Annotated in this window: 15 protein-coding genes and 1 pseudogene; 10 read left to right on the top strand and 6 right to left on the bottom strand. The window is 71.9% G+C overall.

Translation table 11 applies throughout. From position 1 onward, the window contains the following. Positions 1-399: 399 nt before the first annotated feature. Positions 400-1,311, bottom strand: a complete 912-nt coding sequence (locus tag AB0946_RS13890) for a hypothetical protein (RefSeq protein WP_366760795.1) — start codon at positions 1,309-1,311, stop codon at positions 400-402. A gap of 185 nt (positions 1,312-1,496) precedes the next feature. Between AB0946_RS13890 and AB0946_RS13885 the strand changes: the two genes are divergently transcribed. From AB0946_RS13885 to AB0946_RS13875, 3 genes are all read left to right on the top strand, one after another. After that, the gene (locus AB0946_RS13885; RefSeq protein WP_366760794.1) at positions 1,497-3,455 is read left to right on the top strand and encodes an AAA family ATPase; all 1,959 of its coding nucleotides are present in this window, start codon (positions 1,497-1,499) and stop codon (positions 3,453-3,455) included. Next, positions 3,377-3,751, top strand: a complete 375-nt coding sequence (locus AB0946_RS13880) for a helix-turn-helix transcriptional regulator (RefSeq protein ID WP_366760792.1) — start codon at positions 3,377-3,379, stop codon at positions 3,749-3,751. The genes AB0946_RS13885 and AB0946_RS13880 overlap by 79 nt, the downstream gene beginning before the upstream one ends. Positions 3,752-3,960: 209 nt before the next feature. Then, on the top strand, positions 3,961-4,734 hold the full coding sequence (locus AB0946_RS13875; RefSeq protein WP_366760791.1) for an HAD family hydrolase: 774 nt from the start codon (positions 3,961-3,963) through the stop codon (positions 4,732-4,734). Positions 4,735-4,746: 12 nt separating this feature from the next. On the opposite strand, the gene AB0946_RS13870 is transcribed toward AB0946_RS13875, so the two are convergent. After that, the gene (locus AB0946_RS13870) at positions 4,747-6,180 is read right to left on the bottom strand and encodes a hypothetical protein (RefSeq protein ID WP_366760789.1); all 1,434 of its coding nucleotides are present in this window, start codon (positions 6,178-6,180) and stop codon (positions 4,747-4,749) included. Positions 6,181-6,486: 306 nt separating this feature from the next. On the opposite strand from AB0946_RS13870, the pseudogene AB0946_RS13865 reads away from it, so the two are divergent. Beyond that, a pseudogene (locus tag AB0946_RS13865) lies at positions 6,487-6,802 on the top strand (hypothetical protein); the annotation flags it as partial. A gap of 273 nt (positions 6,803-7,075) precedes the next feature. Here the strand turns inward: AB0946_RS13865 and AB0946_RS13860 are convergent. Further along, a complete protein-coding gene (locus tag AB0946_RS13860; RefSeq protein ID WP_366760788.1) occupies positions 7,076-7,399 on the bottom strand; it encodes a WhiB family transcriptional regulator in 324 nt (107 codons plus the stop codon). 417 nt (positions 7,400-7,816) lie between these two features. On the opposite strand from AB0946_RS13860, the gene AB0946_RS13855 reads away from it, so the two are divergent. The 4 genes from AB0946_RS13855 (at position 7,817) to AB0946_RS13840 (ending at position 12,265) form a co-directional block, all read left to right on the top strand. Then, on the top strand, positions 7,817-8,902 hold the full coding sequence (locus tag AB0946_RS13855; RefSeq protein ID WP_366760787.1) for an alkene reductase: 1,086 nt from the start codon (positions 7,817-7,819) through the stop codon (positions 8,900-8,902). 169 nt (positions 8,903-9,071) lie between these two features. After that, the gene (locus AB0946_RS13850; RefSeq protein ID WP_366760786.1) at positions 9,072-9,584 is read left to right on the top strand and encodes a MarR family transcriptional regulator; all 513 of its coding nucleotides are present in this window, start codon (positions 9,072-9,074) and stop codon (positions 9,582-9,584) included. 285 nt (positions 9,585-9,869) lie between these two features. Further along, positions 9,870-11,162: a hypothetical protein gene (locus tag AB0946_RS13845; RefSeq protein WP_366760785.1), complete on the top strand. Its 1,293-nt coding sequence runs from the start codon at positions 9,870-9,872 to the stop codon at positions 11,160-11,162. A gap of 182 nt (positions 11,163-11,344) precedes the next feature. Beyond that, positions 11,345-12,265, top strand: coding sequence for a Ku protein (locus tag AB0946_RS13840; RefSeq protein ID WP_366760784.1), 921 nt, complete (start codon positions 11,345-11,347; stop codon positions 12,263-12,265). Positions 12,266-12,587: 322 nt separating this feature from the next. Here the strand turns inward: AB0946_RS13840 and AB0946_RS13835 are convergent, their stop codons facing one another. Further along, on the bottom strand, positions 12,588-13,070 hold the full coding sequence (locus AB0946_RS13835) for a helix-turn-helix domain-containing protein (RefSeq protein WP_366760783.1): 483 nt from the start codon (positions 13,068-13,070) through the stop codon (positions 12,588-12,590). A gap of 98 nt (positions 13,071-13,168) precedes the next feature. Here AB0946_RS13835 and AB0946_RS13830 point away from each other — a divergent pair, with 98 nt between their 5' ends. Next, positions 13,169-14,380: an MFS transporter gene (locus AB0946_RS13830; protein ID WP_366760782.1), complete on the top strand. Its 1,212-nt coding sequence runs from the start codon at positions 13,169-13,171 to the stop codon at positions 14,378-14,380. Between the two features lie 101 nt (positions 14,381-14,481). Here the strand turns inward: AB0946_RS13830 and AB0946_RS13825 are convergent, their stop codons facing one another. After that, positions 14,482-15,033, bottom strand: coding sequence for a DUF4142 domain-containing protein (locus AB0946_RS13825; RefSeq protein ID WP_366760781.1), 552 nt, complete (start codon positions 15,031-15,033; stop codon positions 14,482-14,484). Positions 15,034-15,682: 649 nt separating this feature from the next. Next, complete coding sequence (locus tag AB0946_RS13820) at positions 15,683-16,321, bottom strand: TetR/AcrR family transcriptional regulator (RefSeq protein WP_366760780.1); 639 nt, start codon at positions 16,319-16,321, stop codon at positions 15,683-15,685. A 121-nt stretch (positions 16,322-16,442) separates the two neighbouring features. On the opposite strand from AB0946_RS13820, the gene AB0946_RS13815 reads away from it, so the two are divergent. Beyond that, positions 16,443-17,231: an SDR family NAD(P)-dependent oxidoreductase gene (locus AB0946_RS13815; protein ID WP_366760779.1), complete on the top strand. Its 789-nt coding sequence runs from the start codon at positions 16,443-16,445 to the stop codon at positions 17,229-17,231. Positions 17,232-17,580 lie beyond the last annotated feature (349 nt).

Raw genomic sequence — 17,580 nt, 5'->3', positions numbered from 1 at the left:
CCTGATCCCGGACCGCCACATGTACGGCGCCGAGCCAGCTGGAGACCGGCGCCGCCACCCCGCCTGCCCGGGCCCTCACGGCGCCGGGACGACGACGATCGCGGCGCGCAGGTGTGCCGGGGTGCGGGCAACTGCTCCTCAGCGTCCGCTCCGCTGGACAGGCTCCCGCGTCCGTGCCGGCGGCCCGACCTGCCCCTTCCCCACCGGGGCTACGACCAGCACACGTGCCGCCGACTCCCGCGCGGGCGCGGCACCCGGCCCGCGATCGCCGGACCGGGGCAGCCATGTGCCGCTTCCACCACTGCCGCCCATCGGGCGGGACCGCCCGGTTGCCTCACAGGAATCCTCCGCAGCTGACCTCCTGATCCTGCGCGGCATGCGACCACGACCCGCGTTCCGTCATGCCTCGCGTTCGCCCTGTCGCTCACCGCGCAGGGCGGGGGCGCCGGCGATCAGGATGCTCAACGCCAGGTAGTCCGAGCCGGGTCGATGGGCGGGCATGAACACCTCCAACCGGTCTCCCTCGGTGCGGTAGCCCGCCTTCGTCGCGCGGGCCGGAAGGGCCCGGCTGCCGACGTGCTCGGCCAGCCCCCGTACGTCGAACCGGACGCCGCCGCCCGGGCGGGCGGAGACGAGGGCGACCCGGGACCAGGGCACCACCCCGGGGAAGGGGTCGAGCGTCAGCCCTTCACCGGTGAAGGTCAAGGCACCCCAGCGGAACGCGCCGCCCGCGCCGAGCTCGTCCAGATGACGCCGGGCGAGGGCCGCGGCGACGGCTCGCGTCGCGGTCGTGACGAAGCGTTCACCGGTGTCGGGGGTCGCCGACGAGAAGAGCCGCCAGAAGCCGGATTCCTCGCGGACCTTGACATAGTCCAGGCCCCTGATACGGATCCGGCCGCCGGCGTACGGACGGAGCACGGTCTTGAGCACGTCGTGCGAGTGCCCCAGGTTGATGTGGACGGACACCCGGGCCGACCCGACGGACGCGATCTCCTGCCACGCGTACCGCAGCGTGCGGCGCCCGGGGCGGCGCAGCTCGAAGCCGTGCTCGTACTCACGGATCCGGATACGGGTGTGCCGGACGCAGAGGGCGACGCACACCGCGCCCGCCCCGAGTACCGACCAGAACGCGAGGCGGAACGAGGCCTCTGCGTCGTAGTGGTCACCGACGAGGGTGCACAGCACGATGAAGGAGATGACGAGCGGAACCAGCAGGGTCAGGGGCCTGCGCGGGAACGTTCCCTGATAGGTCCACACCCGCTCTCCCAGCTGCCTGGCCCGCTCCCGCCCCGCCGCCACGCCTGCCGACAACGCACACCTCACAAGATCGCCCGATACCGCGTCGTCGAGTCTGGGGCGGGTGCGCGCGCAGGGGAACGGGAGAACTACTCAATTCCCGTGCGGATGCGGATGCGGATGCCGGCGCGGACGGGGAGCCGTACCGGTGCCGCCGCCGCGCGTCCGTAAGATGGCCGCTCATGGAAAGGGGGCCAGCCATGGGAGCGTTCGCCGGCGCCGGCGGCGAACTGACCTCGCTGATCGGGCGGCGTACGGAGACGGCCCGGATCGCACGACTGCTCTCCGGCGCGCGCCTGGTCACGCTCACCGGCGCCGGCGGCGTGGGCAAGACCCGGCTGGCGCTGCGCGTGGCGGCGGACGCCCCTCACTCCGCCTTCCCCGACGGTGTGTACGTCGCCGAACTCGCCGACCTGCGGGACTCCGAGCTGCTCGCACCGAGCGTCCTGGGCACCCTCGGCGTGGCGAACCCGGGACGCCACGGCGCCGACGCGACGGCCGCCCTCGTCGCCCGGCTCTGCGAGCGCCGCGCCCTGCTGGTCCTGGACAACTGCGAACACCTGGTCGAGGCGTGCGCCCGCCTCACCGACGCGCTGCTGCGGGCCGCGCCCGGGTTACGTGTCCTGGCGACCAGCCGGCAGCCGCTGGGTATCGCGGGCGAAGAGGTCTTCCCCGTGGAGCCGTTGCCGGTGCCGGACGCGGACGCGGGGCACAGCCTGCGCACCCTGCGCGACTATCCGGCCGTCGCCCTGTTCGCCGACCGGGCCGCCGCCGTGCTGCCCGGCTTCACCGTGACCGAGTCCGACGCCGCCGCCGTCACCGAGCTCGTACGCCGTCTGGACGGGCTGCCCTTCGCGATCGAACTGGCCGCGGCCCGCATCCGGACCCTGACACCGCAAGAGATTCTGGAGCGGCTCACGGACCGGTTCGCACTGCTGACCGGGGGCAGCCGCGTCGCCGCCGACCGGCAGCGCACCCTGCGCGCGCTGATCGACTGGAGCCACGAGCTGTGCACGGACCGCGAACGGCTGCTGTGGGCGCGGGCCTCGGTGTTCCGCGGCGGCTTCGACCTGGAGAGCGTCGAACGGGTCTGCGCGGACACCGAACTGCCGCCCGCCGCCCTGCTCGACACCCTCGACGCGCTCGTGGTCAAGTCGATCGTCACCTGCCGCCGGGAACGCGGGCGTGCGCGCTACCACATGCTGGAGACGGTGCGGGAGTACGGCCACGAGCGGCTCGTCGCCTCCGGCACGCTCGACGCGGTCCGCGGCCGCCACCGGGACCGGTACGCCGAACTGACCGCACGAGCCGGGCAGGACTGGTTCGGTCCCCGGCAGGTCGAGTGGTTCACGCGGCTGCGCCTGGAGCACCCGAATCTCCGCACGGCTCTGGAGTTCTGCCTGGAACGGCCCGGCCAGGCACGGGCCGGTCTGGCCCTGGCGGTGTCGCCCCGGCACTACTGGATCACCGCGGGTCTGCTGTCCGAGGGCCGCCGCCGGCTGTCGCAGCTGCTCGTCGCCGACGCCGCGCAGGACGACGGCGGCGACGCGGCCGGCCCGGAGGCCCGCGTCCGTGTGCAGGCGCAGGTCACCGACACGTACCTGGGCATGCTCCAGGGCGACCCGGAGGCCGACGTGCGGCGCGCGCTCGCCGCGTGCGAGGCGGCGGCACGGCGCGGCGGCCACCGGCGGGAGTCGGCGTGGGTTTGGCACCATCACGGGATCCTCGCCATCTGGAACGAGGACTTCGCCGGCGCCGCCGCACTGTTCGCGCGGGCACGCGGCGAGTTCCGCGCGCAGGGCTGCCTCGACGCGGCCCTCGAATGCCGGGTCAAGTTCGCCATCGCGCACGCCTACGGAGGTGACGTCGCCGCGGCCGGCGAAGCGTGCGACGAGGTCGAGGCGGCCGCCCGCGCGCACGACGAGTCGTGGCTGCACGGCATGGCCCTGCTCGCCCGCGCCCTGCTGGCCCGGCGCGCGGACGCGCCCGCCGACGCGATCGCGCACGCCAGGGCGGCCATCGCCCGGCTGCGCCCGTTCCAGGACTGGTGGGACGTGGCCATGTGCGTGGAGGTCATCGGGTGGAGCACCCAGGACGCCCCGCGGCGCGCGGTCGCGCACAGCACTCGCGCTTCGAGGCCGCGGTACGGGAGGCGCTGACCGCCGCCGCGTTCGACCGCGAGTTCCGCCGCGGTGCGCGGGCCACCGTGGACGAGGCGATGGCCCACGTCCTGGACGACGCGGCCGGAGTGCCGGGGCTGACGCGGCGCGAGAGCCAGGTCGCGGAGCTGGTCGCCGAGGGCCTCACCAACAAGGACATCGCGGCGCGCCTGACCATCGCCCAGCGCACCGCGGAGAACCACGTGGAACGCATCCTCGGCAAACTGGGCCTCACCTCGCGCACACAGCTGGCGGTGTGGGCGTACGAGCGGCGCGCCGAACACGCCGGGAGCTGACGGCGTAGCCTCGGCGTCACCTGGGCGGCCACCGTGCGCGCATCGGACGGAGCCGGCCGGCCTGGCCATCCGCACGCTCCTGACCGGCGCGTCACCGGGTCGGACGGGGCCACGATGAGCGACCCGGCGCAGGTCCCCGGGTACAGCAGCAGGACCTCTCACCCGGGTGGGCCCGACTCGGATGCGGCCGTCGTGGGGAGGCACTGCACATGCCTGTGATCTTCTTCGACGTCGGGGCGACCCTGGCGGACGCCCGTGTGGAACCCGACGGCTCCCTGACCCTGCGTCCCCGACCGCGCGTCATGGCCGTGCTCGACGCCCTCCACGACGTACGCACCGGCATCATCTCCGACCCCGGGCCGGGCGCCGGTGCCGCGGCACGTGCCACCGCCGCGCTGCGTGAGGCGTTCCCCGGCCGGTTCACGGACGAGGCGCTGGTGCACTGGGGCGCGAAGGACGGCCGCGGGATCTTCGACCGGGCGGTCGCCGGCGCGGGGGAGGCCACGGCCGGCGACTGCGTCTTCGTGGGCGATGACGCCGGCGAGCGGGCGTTCGCCCGCGAGGCGGGGATGCGCACGGCGGCCGATCCGGTGTTCGCGCGCGCCGCGACGGAGAACCGTCCCGTGCACCAGGCGTGGATCGAGCTGCCGGACGGCCGGGACCTGCCCGAGCTGACCACGGCCGTGGACGACACGGAGGCCGTCATCGTTCGCGGCGTCTCCGACCGTCTCGTGCTCGCGAGGGTGACCACGCGGGGCGCCGAAGCACTGGAGCGCGCCGGTTTCCCGGTGGACCCGCGGGAACTCGTGGACGCCGGACCGACGGACGACGCCGAGCGCCGGGCCTCCGAGAAGTTCATCAGCGATCTGCTGGCCCGGGGCGAGGCGGTGTACGAGGGCGAGGAGCCGACGCCGCGTACGACGCACGTCGTCCGGAGCGAGGACGACGGACGGCTCACCGTCCGCCGTCTGCGCTTCCGCTGATCCGGCCAACGCTCAGTCGAAGCACCGCCGGACCAGGGCGAGTCCCTCACCGGCCGTGCTCCGGGTGACCTCGTGGGTCTTCAGCCGGGAGGGGCTGTCGTCGACGAACGCCTCGGCGGTCCGGTGCTCCTCGGGCACGTGGACGCGGCCCCGCCGGAAGAGGTCCTCGAGGTACGACGTGGCGACCTGCTCGGGGTCGGCGGGCCGGACCGAGCCGCCCGCGGGGTCGGAGCCGGCGATGCCGAACCGCCGTTCCTGCGCCGGGGCGGACAGGGTGAGGGGCTGGGTGATGCCGTACGTCGCACCGTGCACCGTGACGGCCGTCAGCCCCTCCTCCTCGCTGCCGCCCGGTGTCGCCTCCGCCATGCCGGCGCCCCGGCGAGCCACCTCCGGCTCGGTGATGGCCGTGGCGGCCTCCAGGGAGAGGATGCCGTGCCGGGTGAACGCCGAGCGCAGGGCCGGGCCGTAGGTGCCGCCGTTGCGGCGCTGGTCCGCGGCGATCATGTGCCCCGCGACCTGCGCGTAGTACGCGGACACCACGGGCGCGGCCACGACGGCGTCCACCAGCAGCTGTCCCGCGATCTCGGCCGCCCTCGCCAGACCGGCCTGGTCCTGGAGGTCCTGCTGGCGGAAGATTCCGGCGACGATCTTCAGGAACGCGCCGCTGAACACCCGGGAGAACGAGTGCGACTCGCTGCACAGCGTGTTCGCGGGCCCGCTGGGCGGCAGGTGGACCGGGTCGCGGTAGAAGAAGCTGTTCGACATGTTGCGCAGGCAGTCCGGGTCCACCGCGTTGGGGTGGCCCTGCCGGATCGCGGCGCCCAGTTGCTCGGCCATCCTGGACACCCGGGAGGACAGCTCCAGGTCGCTCTGCGTCTCGGCCAGCACGGCGATCCGCAGCTGTTCCAGCCGGAGCGAGGTCAGCAGTGCGCTGATGTCGCCGAAGGCCTCGTGCAGGGCGGCCGTCTCCGCGCTCGCCGTGTTGAACAACTGGGGGCGCAGGGCGTCGAGGACGGCGTGCCCCGTCTCGTGCGCCACGACCTCGGGGCTCTCGCAGGCGGCGACGGTGACCCCTGCCACCGTGCTGCGGAAGAACCACAGGCCCTTGCGGTCGTAGTAGGCGTTGAGGTCGATCCCGGCGTTGAGGTGCGCGGTCAGGGCGCGGCCGACCGTCGGGTGCCACTGGGTTCCGGTGGGAACCAGCGGACCCCAGGTCTGGGCGGCCCTGCTGAGGGCGTCGGCCGCCACCCAGTAGCGGAACGCCTCGGTGCCCGGCCCGGCACCGTCCGGGTGTGGCGCGGTGTCCGCGATGGCCGTCGGGAACGGCTGCGTGTCGAGCTGGGGAACGGGATGCGGTACGGGCATGTTGACCCGGGGAGGAAATCCGGGGTCGTCCTCGTACACCAGGACCGTCGGGCTCGTGGCTGTCTGTTGCTGCACCGTCATGGTGGCTCCCTGAGAGGGGAGAGGCTGCAGATGATGGAAGGTGACGGGGCACCTTTGACAGGAGCCCGTCGTGTTCAGTACGAGGCCGCGGCAGCCCGGCGTCAATTCGAACAAGGCGGGTGGGTCCCCCGGTCCGGTGGGCCCCGTCGGCGCGACAGGGCTGTTGTCCCCGCCTCCTGGAGGGTCCGCGCCGCCACAGGACCGGGCGAACGACGTGACGGCCGGACGAGTGACGCCGCCGGCATGAGCCGCGCACCGCCACCAGGTGAGCGAAGGCCCTCAGCCGCTCCCGGCATCCACGGCGCGAGCGCGCTCGCCCGGCAGATCAAGGACGTTCACGGCGACGCCTGGCACACCACCGCCCTGCGGGCGGCCCTGTTCGCGCCGGCCGCGCTGATCACCGGCGTGGTCGTGCCGGCCCGGCCCGCGCTCGGCACGCCCGGCCGCCCGCAGGGCCGTGTGGACCAGGTCGGTCGCCTGGCCGGGCGTCTCGCTCGGCGTCAGCACACCCGCCCGGCCGGCGCCGGCTCACCGCAGCGGCCCACCGCCGGATCGAGCCGATCGACGGCATGAGCCCGACGGACCTGGAGCGCCGCGCCCGGTTCGCGGAGACGACGAGTGATGGACGTGTCCGGGACCGGGTCGTGGCCGCGCTGCGCGCAGCCGTCAAGCAACGCGAACGCCTCGCCCGGGAGAGCCGGGCCCTGCGCGAGGCCGTCGCCTCATCGGCAGGCCTGTTCGCTCCCCGGGCGGCATCGCCACCCCGGAAGACCTGTGGCGGGTTGGCACCGACGGCGTGGACGCCACCGGCGGTACGGCGTGTCCCCCCGTACCGCCTCCCAGGCTCCGCACCGAGCCGCACCTGCGCGCGCGTCTCCGCATCACCGTTGCGGTGCTAATCGGCAAGCGCTTCCTCTTCGGCCCCGTCACCGCGCCGCCTGACCACGGGGACGGGCTCGGTCATCGCGCGCCGGATGGCGCGGCGCTGGGCTGCCGTCGTGGCCCCCCAGATGCCGTCGTCCTCTCCGTGATCGAGCGCCCAGGTACGGCACGCGATGATGACCGGGCAGCGGCGGCATATCGCCCGGGCCAGGGCGGCTTCCGTGCCGGGAGCCGCCAGGTCGGAGAGAGGGAAGAAGATGTCGGGATCCTCTCCGACGCATGATGCTTGATCGCGCCAGTCGGAAGCTGCCGGTTGCCCACTGGACGAACAGGTCATGACGCACCTCTTCATGGCCGCGTGCGGCCAAGCGGAACGGCTGCGGCACGTCACTCTGCGCGCCGCAGTCCCGGCAGAGGTTCGTTGGATTTTATGCCTGTTCGCGGCATTCGCGGTAGGTCGCCGACGCGCCATTCGTGACGGGGCCGGGGGCAAGCCCCACGCCGTCCTCCCGCCCTCCTCAATCGAGGCCCTCGATTTTGTTCGGGCAAGTAATGACCGCAACCGCCCCTGGCATCCGATTCCCCTGCACTCCAGCAAGTCGCAAACCTTGCAGGAAGGGGCCGAACGAGAGCAGTGATGCGGCTCACATATGCACCAGGGAAGATAGGCCGAGTACTTTCCTGTTCGGACAAGTAATGGCGCGACAAGCCATCGCGTCCGTTGGACACCCCTTCCCCCAGGAAAGAGACGACGATGTCCAAGGCCTTCGAGCCGTACGAGCTGGGCGGCAAGCGCCTGGCCAACCGCCTGGTGATGGCGCCCATGACCCGTAGCCGTGCCTATGGCCCCGGTCAGAGCCCCACGCCGTTGACGGCCGACTACTACGCGCAGCGCGCCTCGGCCGGGCTGATCGTCACCGAGGGCGTCCAGCCCTCCAGGGTCGGCCAGGGCTATCCCGACACCCCCGGCATCCACACCGCCGGGCAGGTCGCCGCCTGGCATCATGTGACCGAAGCCGTGCACGCCCAGGGCGGTGTGATCTACCTGCAGATCATGCACACCGGGCGGGTCGGACACCCCGCACTGACGGGCCTGCAGCCCGTCGGCCCCTCCGGCGTCGCGGCCAAGGGGCAGGTGTACACCCACGAAGGCCCCCAGGACTTCGTCACCCCGCGCGAGCTGACCGACGCCGAGATCCGCGCCACCATCACCGACTACGCCACCGCCGCCCGCAACGCCGTCGAGGCCGGCTTCGACGGCGTCGAGCTGCACGGCGCCAACGGATACCTCGTCCACCAGTTCCTCGCCCCGAACAGCAATCAGCGCACCGACGCCTGGGGCGGCAGCCCCGAGAAGCGCATCCGGTTCGCCGTGGAGACCACCGAGGCCGTCGTCGAAGCCATCGGCGCGGACAAGGTCGGCTTCCGCCTCTCACCGGGCAACCCCTACAACGACATCGACGAGTCCGACACCGCCGACCTGGAGGCCACCTACACCGCGCTGGTCGAGGCCCTCGCCCCGCTGAACCTCGCCTACCTGCACCAGCTCGAGGCGCCCGGCGTACGCGACCTGATGCTCCGGCTGCGCAAGGCGTGGCCCACGACCTTCATCCTCAACCCCTTCACCGGGCGGGAACCCACCGGGCCGGCCGACCTGGAACTCGTCGAGAACGGCACCGCCGACCTGCTGGCCTTCGGGGCTCTCTTCCTCGCCAACCCCGACCTGCCCGCCCGCCTGGCCCAGGGCGGACCGTTCAACACCCCCGACCCGGCCACCTTCTACGGCGGCGGTGAGAAGGGCTTCACCGACTACCCCGCGCTGCGGGGGGCCCACGCCTGACGGGTGTGCGGACGACCCGGACCCGCCGGGCCTGCCGCACCTGAGCAGGACATACCCTGCCCGCAGGACGCGGACCCGAGGGCCCGCACGCGGCGGCCGGCGCCGGCACCGGCCGCCGCGTGCGGTGCCGGCAAGGACGGCCGCACGGGAGAAAGCAGAAGGAAACACCATGGAATCCGAGGCAACGCCCCAGGCCCCCGAGACAGGGGAACTCCCTGAGGCCGCACGCCGTGGACCGATCAGCCATGCGATCTTCCGGGTGGCCCGCCTGCACCGCACGCTCGCCGGGCAACTGCTGCGCGAGGTCGGTCTGCACCCCGCCCAGGAGCTGGTCATGATGCAGCTGTGGGAGCGCGGCCGGATGCGCCAGACCGACCTGGCCCGGCATGTCGGTGCCGACGCCGCCACCATGACCCGGACCATCCAGCGCCTGGAGAAGGCCGGCTTCGTGCGCCGTGTGCGCTCCACCAGCGACAAGCGTTCCGTCCTGGTCGAACCCACCGCCGCAAGCCAGGCACTGCGCCGACAGGTCGAGGACCTCTGGGCCCGCCTCGAGGACTACGCCGCCGGCGACCTCACCCCCGCCGAACGCGGCGAGACCCTCACCGCCCTCGAACGCGTCGAGACCAACCTCGCTGCCCATGTCGGCGACCCCGAACCGGCTTCGCGCCCCGACGCCTGACCGGCGATCGGCGGACGGCCACGCACCCGCCGGTCCGGACCGGAAGCCGACCCGGCAACCGGTGGGCACCGCGCCCTGTGGACGACTGCCCGTCCGCGGTGTCTGATCTCGCCGCTCACCGCCCTACCGCACGAACCGATCCGCGAACCAGGCCGGTCCCGACCTCGCACCCCCCTCGCGCTTCAGCCGCTTGACGTGGCGGCAGACGCCCTGCCTCCTACTCCGGCCCGGCAGGCCACCCCATTCCGACTGTGTACGACGGCTGCTGATGTAGCGTCAGCGCGCATGAACAGATTCCTGTGTGGGACGAACCACCGGTGGGCCGGGGCGGTCGGCGCGGTGCTGGCCCTGCTGCTCTCGGCGGTCACCCTGTCCGTGGCGCATCCGGCGGCAGCCGCCTCCGTCCTGGCCCCGATCGACACCGGCGGGTTCAAGATGCGGGCGGGGGACTTCACGAACCGCGGCGCCGCGATCCAGCAGATCGAGGCATCGGGAAGCGTCTCGGTGCGCACCTCCCCCGACCAGATACTCGCCGACGGAGGCCACGCCGGGCGGGCGGCACTGTGCCACAACACCAACCTCGACGGCTCACTGCAGTACGACGGCTTCTGCTGGGACCAGGCCGACGACACCTCCGCCGTCTGGACGCCCCAGGGACTGACCGGTTCGCACGACGCCCAGCCGAGCGGCACCTGGAACGGCCACTACCTCTACATCGCCTCCTGGCACTACACCGACAACGACTACGCGCGGATCACCATCGCGGAGTCGACCGGCACGTCGGTCACCTACCAGCACGTGCTGCTGGTCGACCCGTACTCCACCGGCGACGGCTCCACGTTCCGCCCGGTGGGCGGGGCCGGCGACCGGTCCGGGGCGGACGTGCTGAGCGGCCATGCGGACGGTGTCACCTGGTACGGCAACAAGCTCTTCGTCGCCACCGGCCACCAGATACAGGTCTACGACCTGCGGCACCTGTGGAAGATGAGCGACACCTCCACCGACCAGGTCGGCGTCCTGGGCAACGGCAAGTCCTCGGCCCGCTACCACAACTGGGCGCTGCCCATGGTCGGCGTCTACTTCACCGGCAACACGGGTGATCCCTGTGACGCCACGCGGCCGTGCCTGACCTCGCTCAGCCTGGACCGGACGTCCTCACCGGACGCCCTGGTCACCTCGCAGATCGCCACCCAGGGCGGCGGACCGCTGATCCGCTGGCCGCTGAACGCGAGCACGGCGCTCCCGGACACCGACACCGCCAACGACTACACCGGGACGGTCACGGCGACCGGTGCCTACACCGTGCCGATCTGGAAGGTGCAGGGCGCCGCCACGGACGGCACCTACTACTACTTCAGCGGCGAGTGCCCCGAGACGGCGGGCACCACCGACTCCGACGTGCCGTACTGCATCCACCGCGCGCTGCCGGGCGCCGCGCCGCACGTCCTCACCCATGCCCCGCCGCTGACCCAGAACCTCTCCTACGCCCCGTCGTCCGGGCGCCTGTGGGGGCTCAACGAGCGGCAGAACACCACCACCGGTAAGCGGGTGGTCTTCTCCCTGGTGCCGTCCGCCTGAGCCCGGACGCGGCCAGGAGCCCGACTGGTCCGCCGCATGGCCGACTCCTCGCCCGCGACGATGCGCACCGGCCCGCCCCGTCCGCGTACCCCGCGCGGGCCGGGCGCGGCCGTACGGACACATGCGAGCCGCCCGTGATGTTCCTAGGCTGAAGGTGCTCGGGGTGAGTAGGAAGGTGTGCCATGCCCCGAGCGATCTGGTCCGGCGCGATCTCCTTCGGCCTGGTCACGGTGCCGATCCAGGTGGTCAGCGCCACCGAGGACCACAGCATCCACTTCCACCAGTACCACGTGACCGACCAGGGGCGGGTCCGCTACCGCAAGGTGTGCGAGCTGGAGGACCGCGAGGTCTCCCAGGACGAGATCGGCAGGGGATACGAGCTGACCAGGACGCAGGTCATCCCGATCACCGACGAGGACCTCGGCAACCTGCCTCTGCCGACCGCCAGGGCGATCGAGATCGACGCGTTCGTCCCCCTGGAGTCGGTCGACCCGATCCGCATCGCCGACGGCTACTACCTCCAGCCCGCCGGCCAGGTCGCGGCCAAGCCGTACAAACTCCTGGTCAAGGCCCTGTCGCGGTCGTCGAAGGTGGCCGTCGCCAAGTACGCCTGGTCCGGCCGGGAGAGACTCGGCCTGCTGCGGGTGCGCGACGACGTCCTGGTCCTGCACGCCATGCGCTGGCCCGACGAGATCCGCGACCCCACCGAGCTGCTCCCGCCGCCGACCGAGGTGTCCGAGGCGGAGATCGAGGGCGCACTCGCGCTCATGGACACCATGACGGTGGACGAGCTGGAAGGCCCCGAGTTCCAGGACCGCTACACCGAGGCCGTCGCACAGCTCATCGAGGCGAAACGGGAGTCCAGGCCGCTGCCGGAGGTGCCCGAGCCGGAAGAGCCGGCCGCGGTACTGGATCTGATGGCCGCGCTGCGGGAATCGGTGTCGAAGGCGAAGGCATCCCGCGGTGACCACGCCGGCCCGGCCGAGGTGCACGAGCTGCCGCAGCCGAAGAAGGCCGCCGCGAAGAAACAGCCGGCCAAGAAGACCCCGGCGAAGAAGCCGGCCGCGAAGAAGACAGCGGGCCGCCGCCCGCGCAGCGCCTAGGCTCTGACGTTCGGACCAGGCCGTCCCCCCGTCGGACACGGTTCGCCCAGCCGCCGCCGCACCAGCGCCATCGGGAAGGGTTCCGGACCGCCTCGCCCGGGCCGGGCGAGGCACCGTCTGTCCGAACAGCCGGTCACGGTCCCGCACGGGACGCCGTCATGCGTGCGGTTCGGCTGCGCCGGGCGCCCCTGGCCCGTCGGTCGTCCTCACGGGAGGGCGGCGGGGCCGGCGCGCTGGGCGTGGAGCCGTGGATCTCCGTCGACCGGCGCCGATCGAGGCGGAGCAGAGGGTCCCACAGCCGGGGGACCGCAGGCAGCGCTCCCTACTTGCTGGGGCGCGACGAGGCATTCTCCGTCTTCTGCACGTGGGTGGTATCGGCGTCGACGGGGGCGCCGTCGGCGCCGGTCGGGCTGAGGTCCGGCACACGGGCGCCGTGCTCGTCGACCAGTGTCGAGTGGGGCTCACCGGGCTCGAAGGCGTGGCGTTCCCCCCACTGGCGCATGGTGAGCAGGACCGGGAAGAGGTCGCGGCCGGCGTCGGTGAGCACGTACTGCAGACGGCGGCCCGAGGGCGCGGTCTCCTGGGCGAGGACTCCATGGGCGATCAGCTTGCGCAGGCGGTCGGTGAGGATGTTGCGCGCGACGCCGGTCCGTCGCTGGAACTCGGTGAAGGACCGCGCACCGTCCATCGCGTCCCGGATGACCAGCAGGCTCCACCGGTCACCGACGAGGTCGAGCGTGCGGGCCACGGGGCAGTCGGGATCCGTCCAGGCGGGCTTCGGGGCGGCCGTGGAGGGGCGCGGCATGACACCTCCCGATGAGTTGCGAATCGAGACCATCATGCCCTACGGTCGAATCAGTTTCATTCTGCTACTTATTCGCCGCTCATTTCGTCGGGAGTGCGATGGACGTCTGGCAACGGTTACTCCTCGCGACCGTGTGCGGTGTCGCGGTAGCGAGCATCTACGCCGCACAAACGGTGCTGGGACCCATGGGGGACAGCCTCGGCGTGCCGGCCGAGCACGCCGGGTGGATCGTCTCGACGGGCCAGTTCGGCTATCTGGCCGGCCTGGTGCTGCTGGTGCCGCTCGGCGACGTCGTCTCCCACAGGCGTCGGCTCATCGCGGTCCACCTGGTGATCACCGCGGCGGGCCTGGCCCTGACGGCCGCGGCCCCCGCCGCGTGGACCGCCTTCGCGGGGCTCACACTGGCAGGGATGTTCGCGGTCGTGGTGCAGACCACGGTGGCCTACGCGGCGTCGGTCTCCCCGCCCGCTGAACGTGGGCGGACCATCGGAGTCGTCACCTCGGGCGTCGTCGTGGGCATCCTGGGCGCCCGGGTCGTCACCGGCGTGCTCGCACAAGCCTGGGGCTGGCGCAGCATGTACACCGTGCTCGCCGCGCTCGCGCTCGCACTCGCCGCTCTCGTCCTGCGCGCGCTGCCCCCCGAAGACACCTCCCGCCCATCTGCCGACTATCGCCAGGCCCTCGTCTCGCTCGGCGCACTGTTCGGGCAGCGACTCCTTCTCACACGCGGCCTCATCGCGTTCTTCCTGTTCGCGTCGTTCGGCACCCTGTGGAGCGGTCTGTCCCTGCCGCTGGCGGACGCACCATGGCACCTGAGTGAGAGCCGGATCGGCCTGTTCGGAGCCGCCGGACTCGCCGGCGCACTGGGTGCGGCGCGTGCGGGACGGTGGGCGGACACAGGACGAGCCGTCCCGATCAGCGGCTCCGCGCTGACGCTGCTGATCCTCTCCTGGGCCGCGACCGCGCAACTGCCCTGGTCGCTGTGGCTGCTCACCGTCGGCATCGTGGTGCTCGACTTCACGGTCCAGGTCGTACACGTGAGCAACCAGCACCTGCTCACCAGCGCGCATCCGGAACGCACCAGCAGCGTGATCGGCGGCTACATGGTCTTCTACTCCCTGGGATCCGCCCTCGGCGCAGCGGCCACCACCTCCGTCTTCACCTCTCACGGCTGGGCCGGCTCCAGTCTCCTCGGAGCCGGATTCGCGACCTGCGCGCTGATCGTGTGGGCTACCGACGCACGTCGGCGCTCGAAGACTTCGGACGTCGAACAGCCCGGCCGAGCGGCGGAGCGCTCCCGGGTCGCCTGAGAACGCTCCACCCGGCACCGACCCGGCCGGCGGCGGACAGCTCGCTGCCGGCCGGGCCCGCGGTGCCTACCGCTGTGGTGTCCGTTCCAGCTGTGGTCGGATCACTGTTGCCCGGCCCCGGTCATGCCGGTGTGAGCGGACATGTGACAGGTGCCTCCGCGGACCATGTCCAGGTGCATCGCCACGACCGGACGGGCGTTGCGTGCAGCGGCCACGACCTGGCTGTTCTTCCCCGTTTTGATCTCCTGGTCGATCAACGCGAGCGTCTGGCGGTGTCCGGCTTCCTGAACTCGGAGCCAGGCCGTGTCGTAGGCCGACGTTCCGGCTTTGGCCTGTACGGCGGCCAGGTCCTTCTGCTGCTGCGCGGACGGGGAGGCGGGCAGCCGCACGTTCAGCTTGCCGGCCAGGGTCTTCACATCCGCGTCCAGCTTGGTGTGGTCACGTACCAGTACGGCGCCGACCTGCTTGACGCACTCGCTGCGGGCATGCCTGCCGGCGTCCTGTCCCGCCGCGATCTCGGCGAGGTTCCCCTGGTGCACCTGCACCAGGAACGTCGCGTCCTGGCCGGCGAGCTGCTGGGCGAATGCGTGGGGTGCGGCCGTACCGCACAGTGCTACCGCCGCGAGCGCGGCGGCCACCGATCGTTTGCGCATTGGTCTTGCTCCCTTCGCGTCGGCTCGGCACAGGTGCGCCGCTCCGGCGATCGGAACAGGGCGCGCGATGGAGCGCCCCCATGGATCTGTACCGGGAAGCCGCCCGTCCTTACCGGATCGGCCCGCACTTCACCCGAGTGGCCCACATGGAACAGCCCCGAGGTGTACACGGATGTACGCTGCACGCTTCGGTCGCCCCGAGGAGCTCCACCGCCGTTCCCGCACTACGCCCGGACCAGCCTGCGATGACGCGGTGATCGCCACCGACCACCCGGACGCCCCGGCACCCACCTCCTCCACAGGTCGATCGGCCGCCCCGTGCTCCGCGCTCCTCCTCACCGCCGCGCAGCCCGGACCGGCGTCGTCCGTCCGCACGCCTGCCCGTCATGCCACTGCGCCCCCGGACACGCACTTGACCACCGCGCATCCGCTTCACCAGCCTCCGGGACCGCACAAGCCACGAAGTCGCGGGTTCGAGGCCGCGCGCCGACCGGTTACCGGCCGGCGCGGACGGCTTGGACGCCGGTGCCGGCGCACGCCTTCGGCGTCAGGGTGGGCAGGCACCGGGCGCTCGGGTGGGTGGGGGAGGGCCGGGCCGCGTGGATGGCGTGGACGGTGGCCCAGGAGTGTCCGAAGCGAGCCTGGTGTCTCAGGTGCCGTCGGTCCCCGGCGCGCCGTATCGGGCGATCATGGTCAGCACCGCTTGGTCGACCGCGTTGGTGATGGCGGCGTCGTCGGGCTCCCAGTGTGCGAGCAGCATCCGCGGCCAGAACACGTAGTTGGAGATCATCCCGAGGAATTGGGTCGCCGCCGTCTCCGGATCGTCGAGCCGGGCTGTACCAGCGGCGTTCTCCGCGGCCAGGTAGCGGCGGACCGACTCGAAGTAGGGCATCTTGCCGAGCCTGAACTGGGTCTCGCCGAGCTCGGGGAAGCGTGGTACCTCGGCGATGACGATGCGGAAGAGGGCGGCCATGCCGGGCTGGGTCAGAAGGGCCACGTATCGGCGTCCGATGGTCTCAAGCCCTGCGCGGAGGTTCCCCGGCTCGGGGAGGGGCGCCTCCTCGTCGTCGACCTTCCAGTATTCGGTGACGATCGCCTCGAACAGGGCCGCCTTGGTGGTGAACTGCTTGAACAGAGTCGCCCTCGACACCCCGGCCGCCTCGGCGATGCGGGCCAGCGAGGTGCCGTCGTAACCGGAGTCGAGGAACAGCTTCGTCGCTGCCTCGACGATGGACGTCCGCTTCTGCGCTGCCACGCGCCGGTGGTATTCCGAAGGCTGTGCCGTCATGCCCTCCAGTATGCCCCTCACTGCGAGGTGAGTCACTTGACTCACTCCTGATCCTGCTCCTACCTTGAGAGCGGAGGTGAGTCACTCGGCTCACCATTATGTGCGCCTGGAAGGATGCACCATGGGACGCTTCGAGGGCCAGACCGTCATCGTCACCGGCGGCAGCGGGGGGATGGGCAGCAGCCATGTGCGGGGCTACCACGCCGAGGGGGCGAACGTCGTCATCGCCGGCCGCGACGACGACGCCGGCCGTGCTCTCGCCGCTCAGCTCGGCCATCGGGCTCTGTCCGTGCGCCTGGATGTCGCCAGCGAGGACGACTGGGCGGCACTGATGCGAGAAGTCGAAGGCCACTTCGGGCCGGTCACCATCCTGGTGAACAACGCGGGAGTCCAGAACCCGGCCGCCCCTATCGAGCACACCGAACTCCGCACCTGGGAGCACACCTTCAGCGTCAACGTCACCGGCCAGTTTCTCGGCATCAGGGCCGTGGCTCCGTCGATGCGCAAGGGCGGTGGCGGAACCATCGTCAACATCGCCTCGACCATGGCCCACGTCGGCACGGCCTTCTACGCCCCCTACACCGCCAGCAAGTGGGCCGTGCGCGGGCTGACCAAGACGGCCGCGCTGGAGCTGGGGCGGGACAACATCCGGGTCAACTCCATCCACCCCGGCGTCGTCTCCACACCGCTGATCAACGAACCCACCGTCGCAGGCCAGCCGGCCATCGCCGACTTCTACTCGCCCGATCCCTTCGCCATCCCCCGCCTCGCCGAACCCTCTGACATCACCCGCCTGTTGCTCTTCATCACCTCCCAGGACGCGTCTTTCGCCACGGGCTCGGAATTCGTCCTGGACGGGGGCCTGCTGCTCGGCCCTGCACTCAAACCCGAACCCGACATAGCGGCTTGAGCCGGCAGTGCAGTACGGAGCGTGCAGTCGGGGGCGCCCATCTTGTCAAAGGCCAAGCCATCTTGCCTTGCGATGATGACGGGCTGTGGCAGTTGTGATCACGGCGTCGGAGCCGTGTCCCGGACAGCCCATTCACCGGGCTGAGCCGGCGCTGCTTCGGCAGGCCGGTGGCCGCGCTGCGACAGCAGGACGCGGATGGCGGGGCCGTCCCTTTGGTTCCGGAAGCGCCCGCCCTACTGCGCCCCGGCCAACTCGGCGGGAGGCAACCCTCCCTCCGCGGCGCGGGTCAGCGCTGCGATCCGGATTCCACCGCCGACAACCCCTCCGGTGCCGTGCCCTCGGTGACACT

The organism is Streptomyces sp. NPDC046870 (assembly GCF_040704595.1).
GTDB classification, from domain to species: Bacteria; Actinomycetota; Actinomycetes; order Streptomycetales; family Streptomycetaceae; genus Streptomyces; species Streptomyces argyrophylli.
The sequence above is the reverse complement of the archived record's forward strand: the minus strand, read 5'-3'. Positions and strand labels throughout refer to the sequence as shown.

What these genes read in the sequence shown, in the direction of transcription:
- AB0946_RS13845 (WP_366760785.1), top strand. Translation starts at nt 9,870, where the DNA reads ATGAACAGATTCCTGTGTGGGACGAACCACCGGTGGGCCGGGGCGGTC.
- AB0946_RS13870 (WP_366760789.1), bottom strand. Translation starts at nt 6,180, where the DNA reads ATGACGGTGCAGCAACAGACAGCCACGAGCCCGACGGTCCTGGTGTAC.
- AB0946_RS13875 (WP_366760791.1), top strand. Translation starts at nt 3,961, where the DNA reads ATGCCTGTGATCTTCTTCGACGTCGGGGCGACCCTGGCGGACGCCCGT.
- AB0946_RS13825 (WP_366760781.1), bottom strand. Translation starts at nt 15,033, where the DNA reads ATGCGCAAACGATCGGTGGCCGCCGCGCTCGCGGCGGTAGCACTGTGC.
- AB0946_RS13830 (WP_366760782.1), top strand. Translation starts at nt 13,169, where the DNA reads ATGGACGTCTGGCAACGGTTACTCCTCGCGACCGTGTGCGGTGTCGCG.
- AB0946_RS13815 (WP_366760779.1), top strand. Translation starts at nt 16,443, where the DNA reads ATGGGACGCTTCGAGGGCCAGACCGTCATCGTCACCGGCGGCAGCGGG.
- AB0946_RS13820 (WP_366760780.1), bottom strand. Translation starts at nt 16,321, where the DNA reads ATGACGGCACAGCCTTCGGAATACCACCGGCGCGTGGCAGCGCAGAAG.
- AB0946_RS13835 (WP_366760783.1), bottom strand. Translation starts at nt 13,070, where the DNA reads ATGCCGCGCCCCTCCACGGCCGCCCCGAAGCCCGCCTGGACGGATCCC.
- AB0946_RS13850 (WP_366760786.1), top strand. Translation starts at nt 9,072, where the DNA reads ATGGAATCCGAGGCAACGCCCCAGGCCCCCGAGACAGGGGAACTCCCT.
- AB0946_RS13885 (WP_366760794.1), top strand. Translation starts at nt 1,497, where the DNA reads ATGGGAGCGTTCGCCGGCGCCGGCGGCGAACTGACCTCGCTGATCGGG.
- AB0946_RS13855 (WP_366760787.1), top strand. Translation starts at nt 7,817, where the DNA reads ATGTCCAAGGCCTTCGAGCCGTACGAGCTGGGCGGCAAGCGCCTGGCC.
- AB0946_RS13840 (WP_366760784.1), top strand. Translation starts at nt 11,345, where the DNA reads ATGCCCCGAGCGATCTGGTCCGGCGCGATCTCCTTCGGCCTGGTCACG.
- AB0946_RS13860 (WP_366760788.1), bottom strand. Translation starts at nt 7,399, where the DNA reads ATGACCTGTTCGTCCAGTGGGCAACCGGCAGCTTCCGACTGGCGCGAT.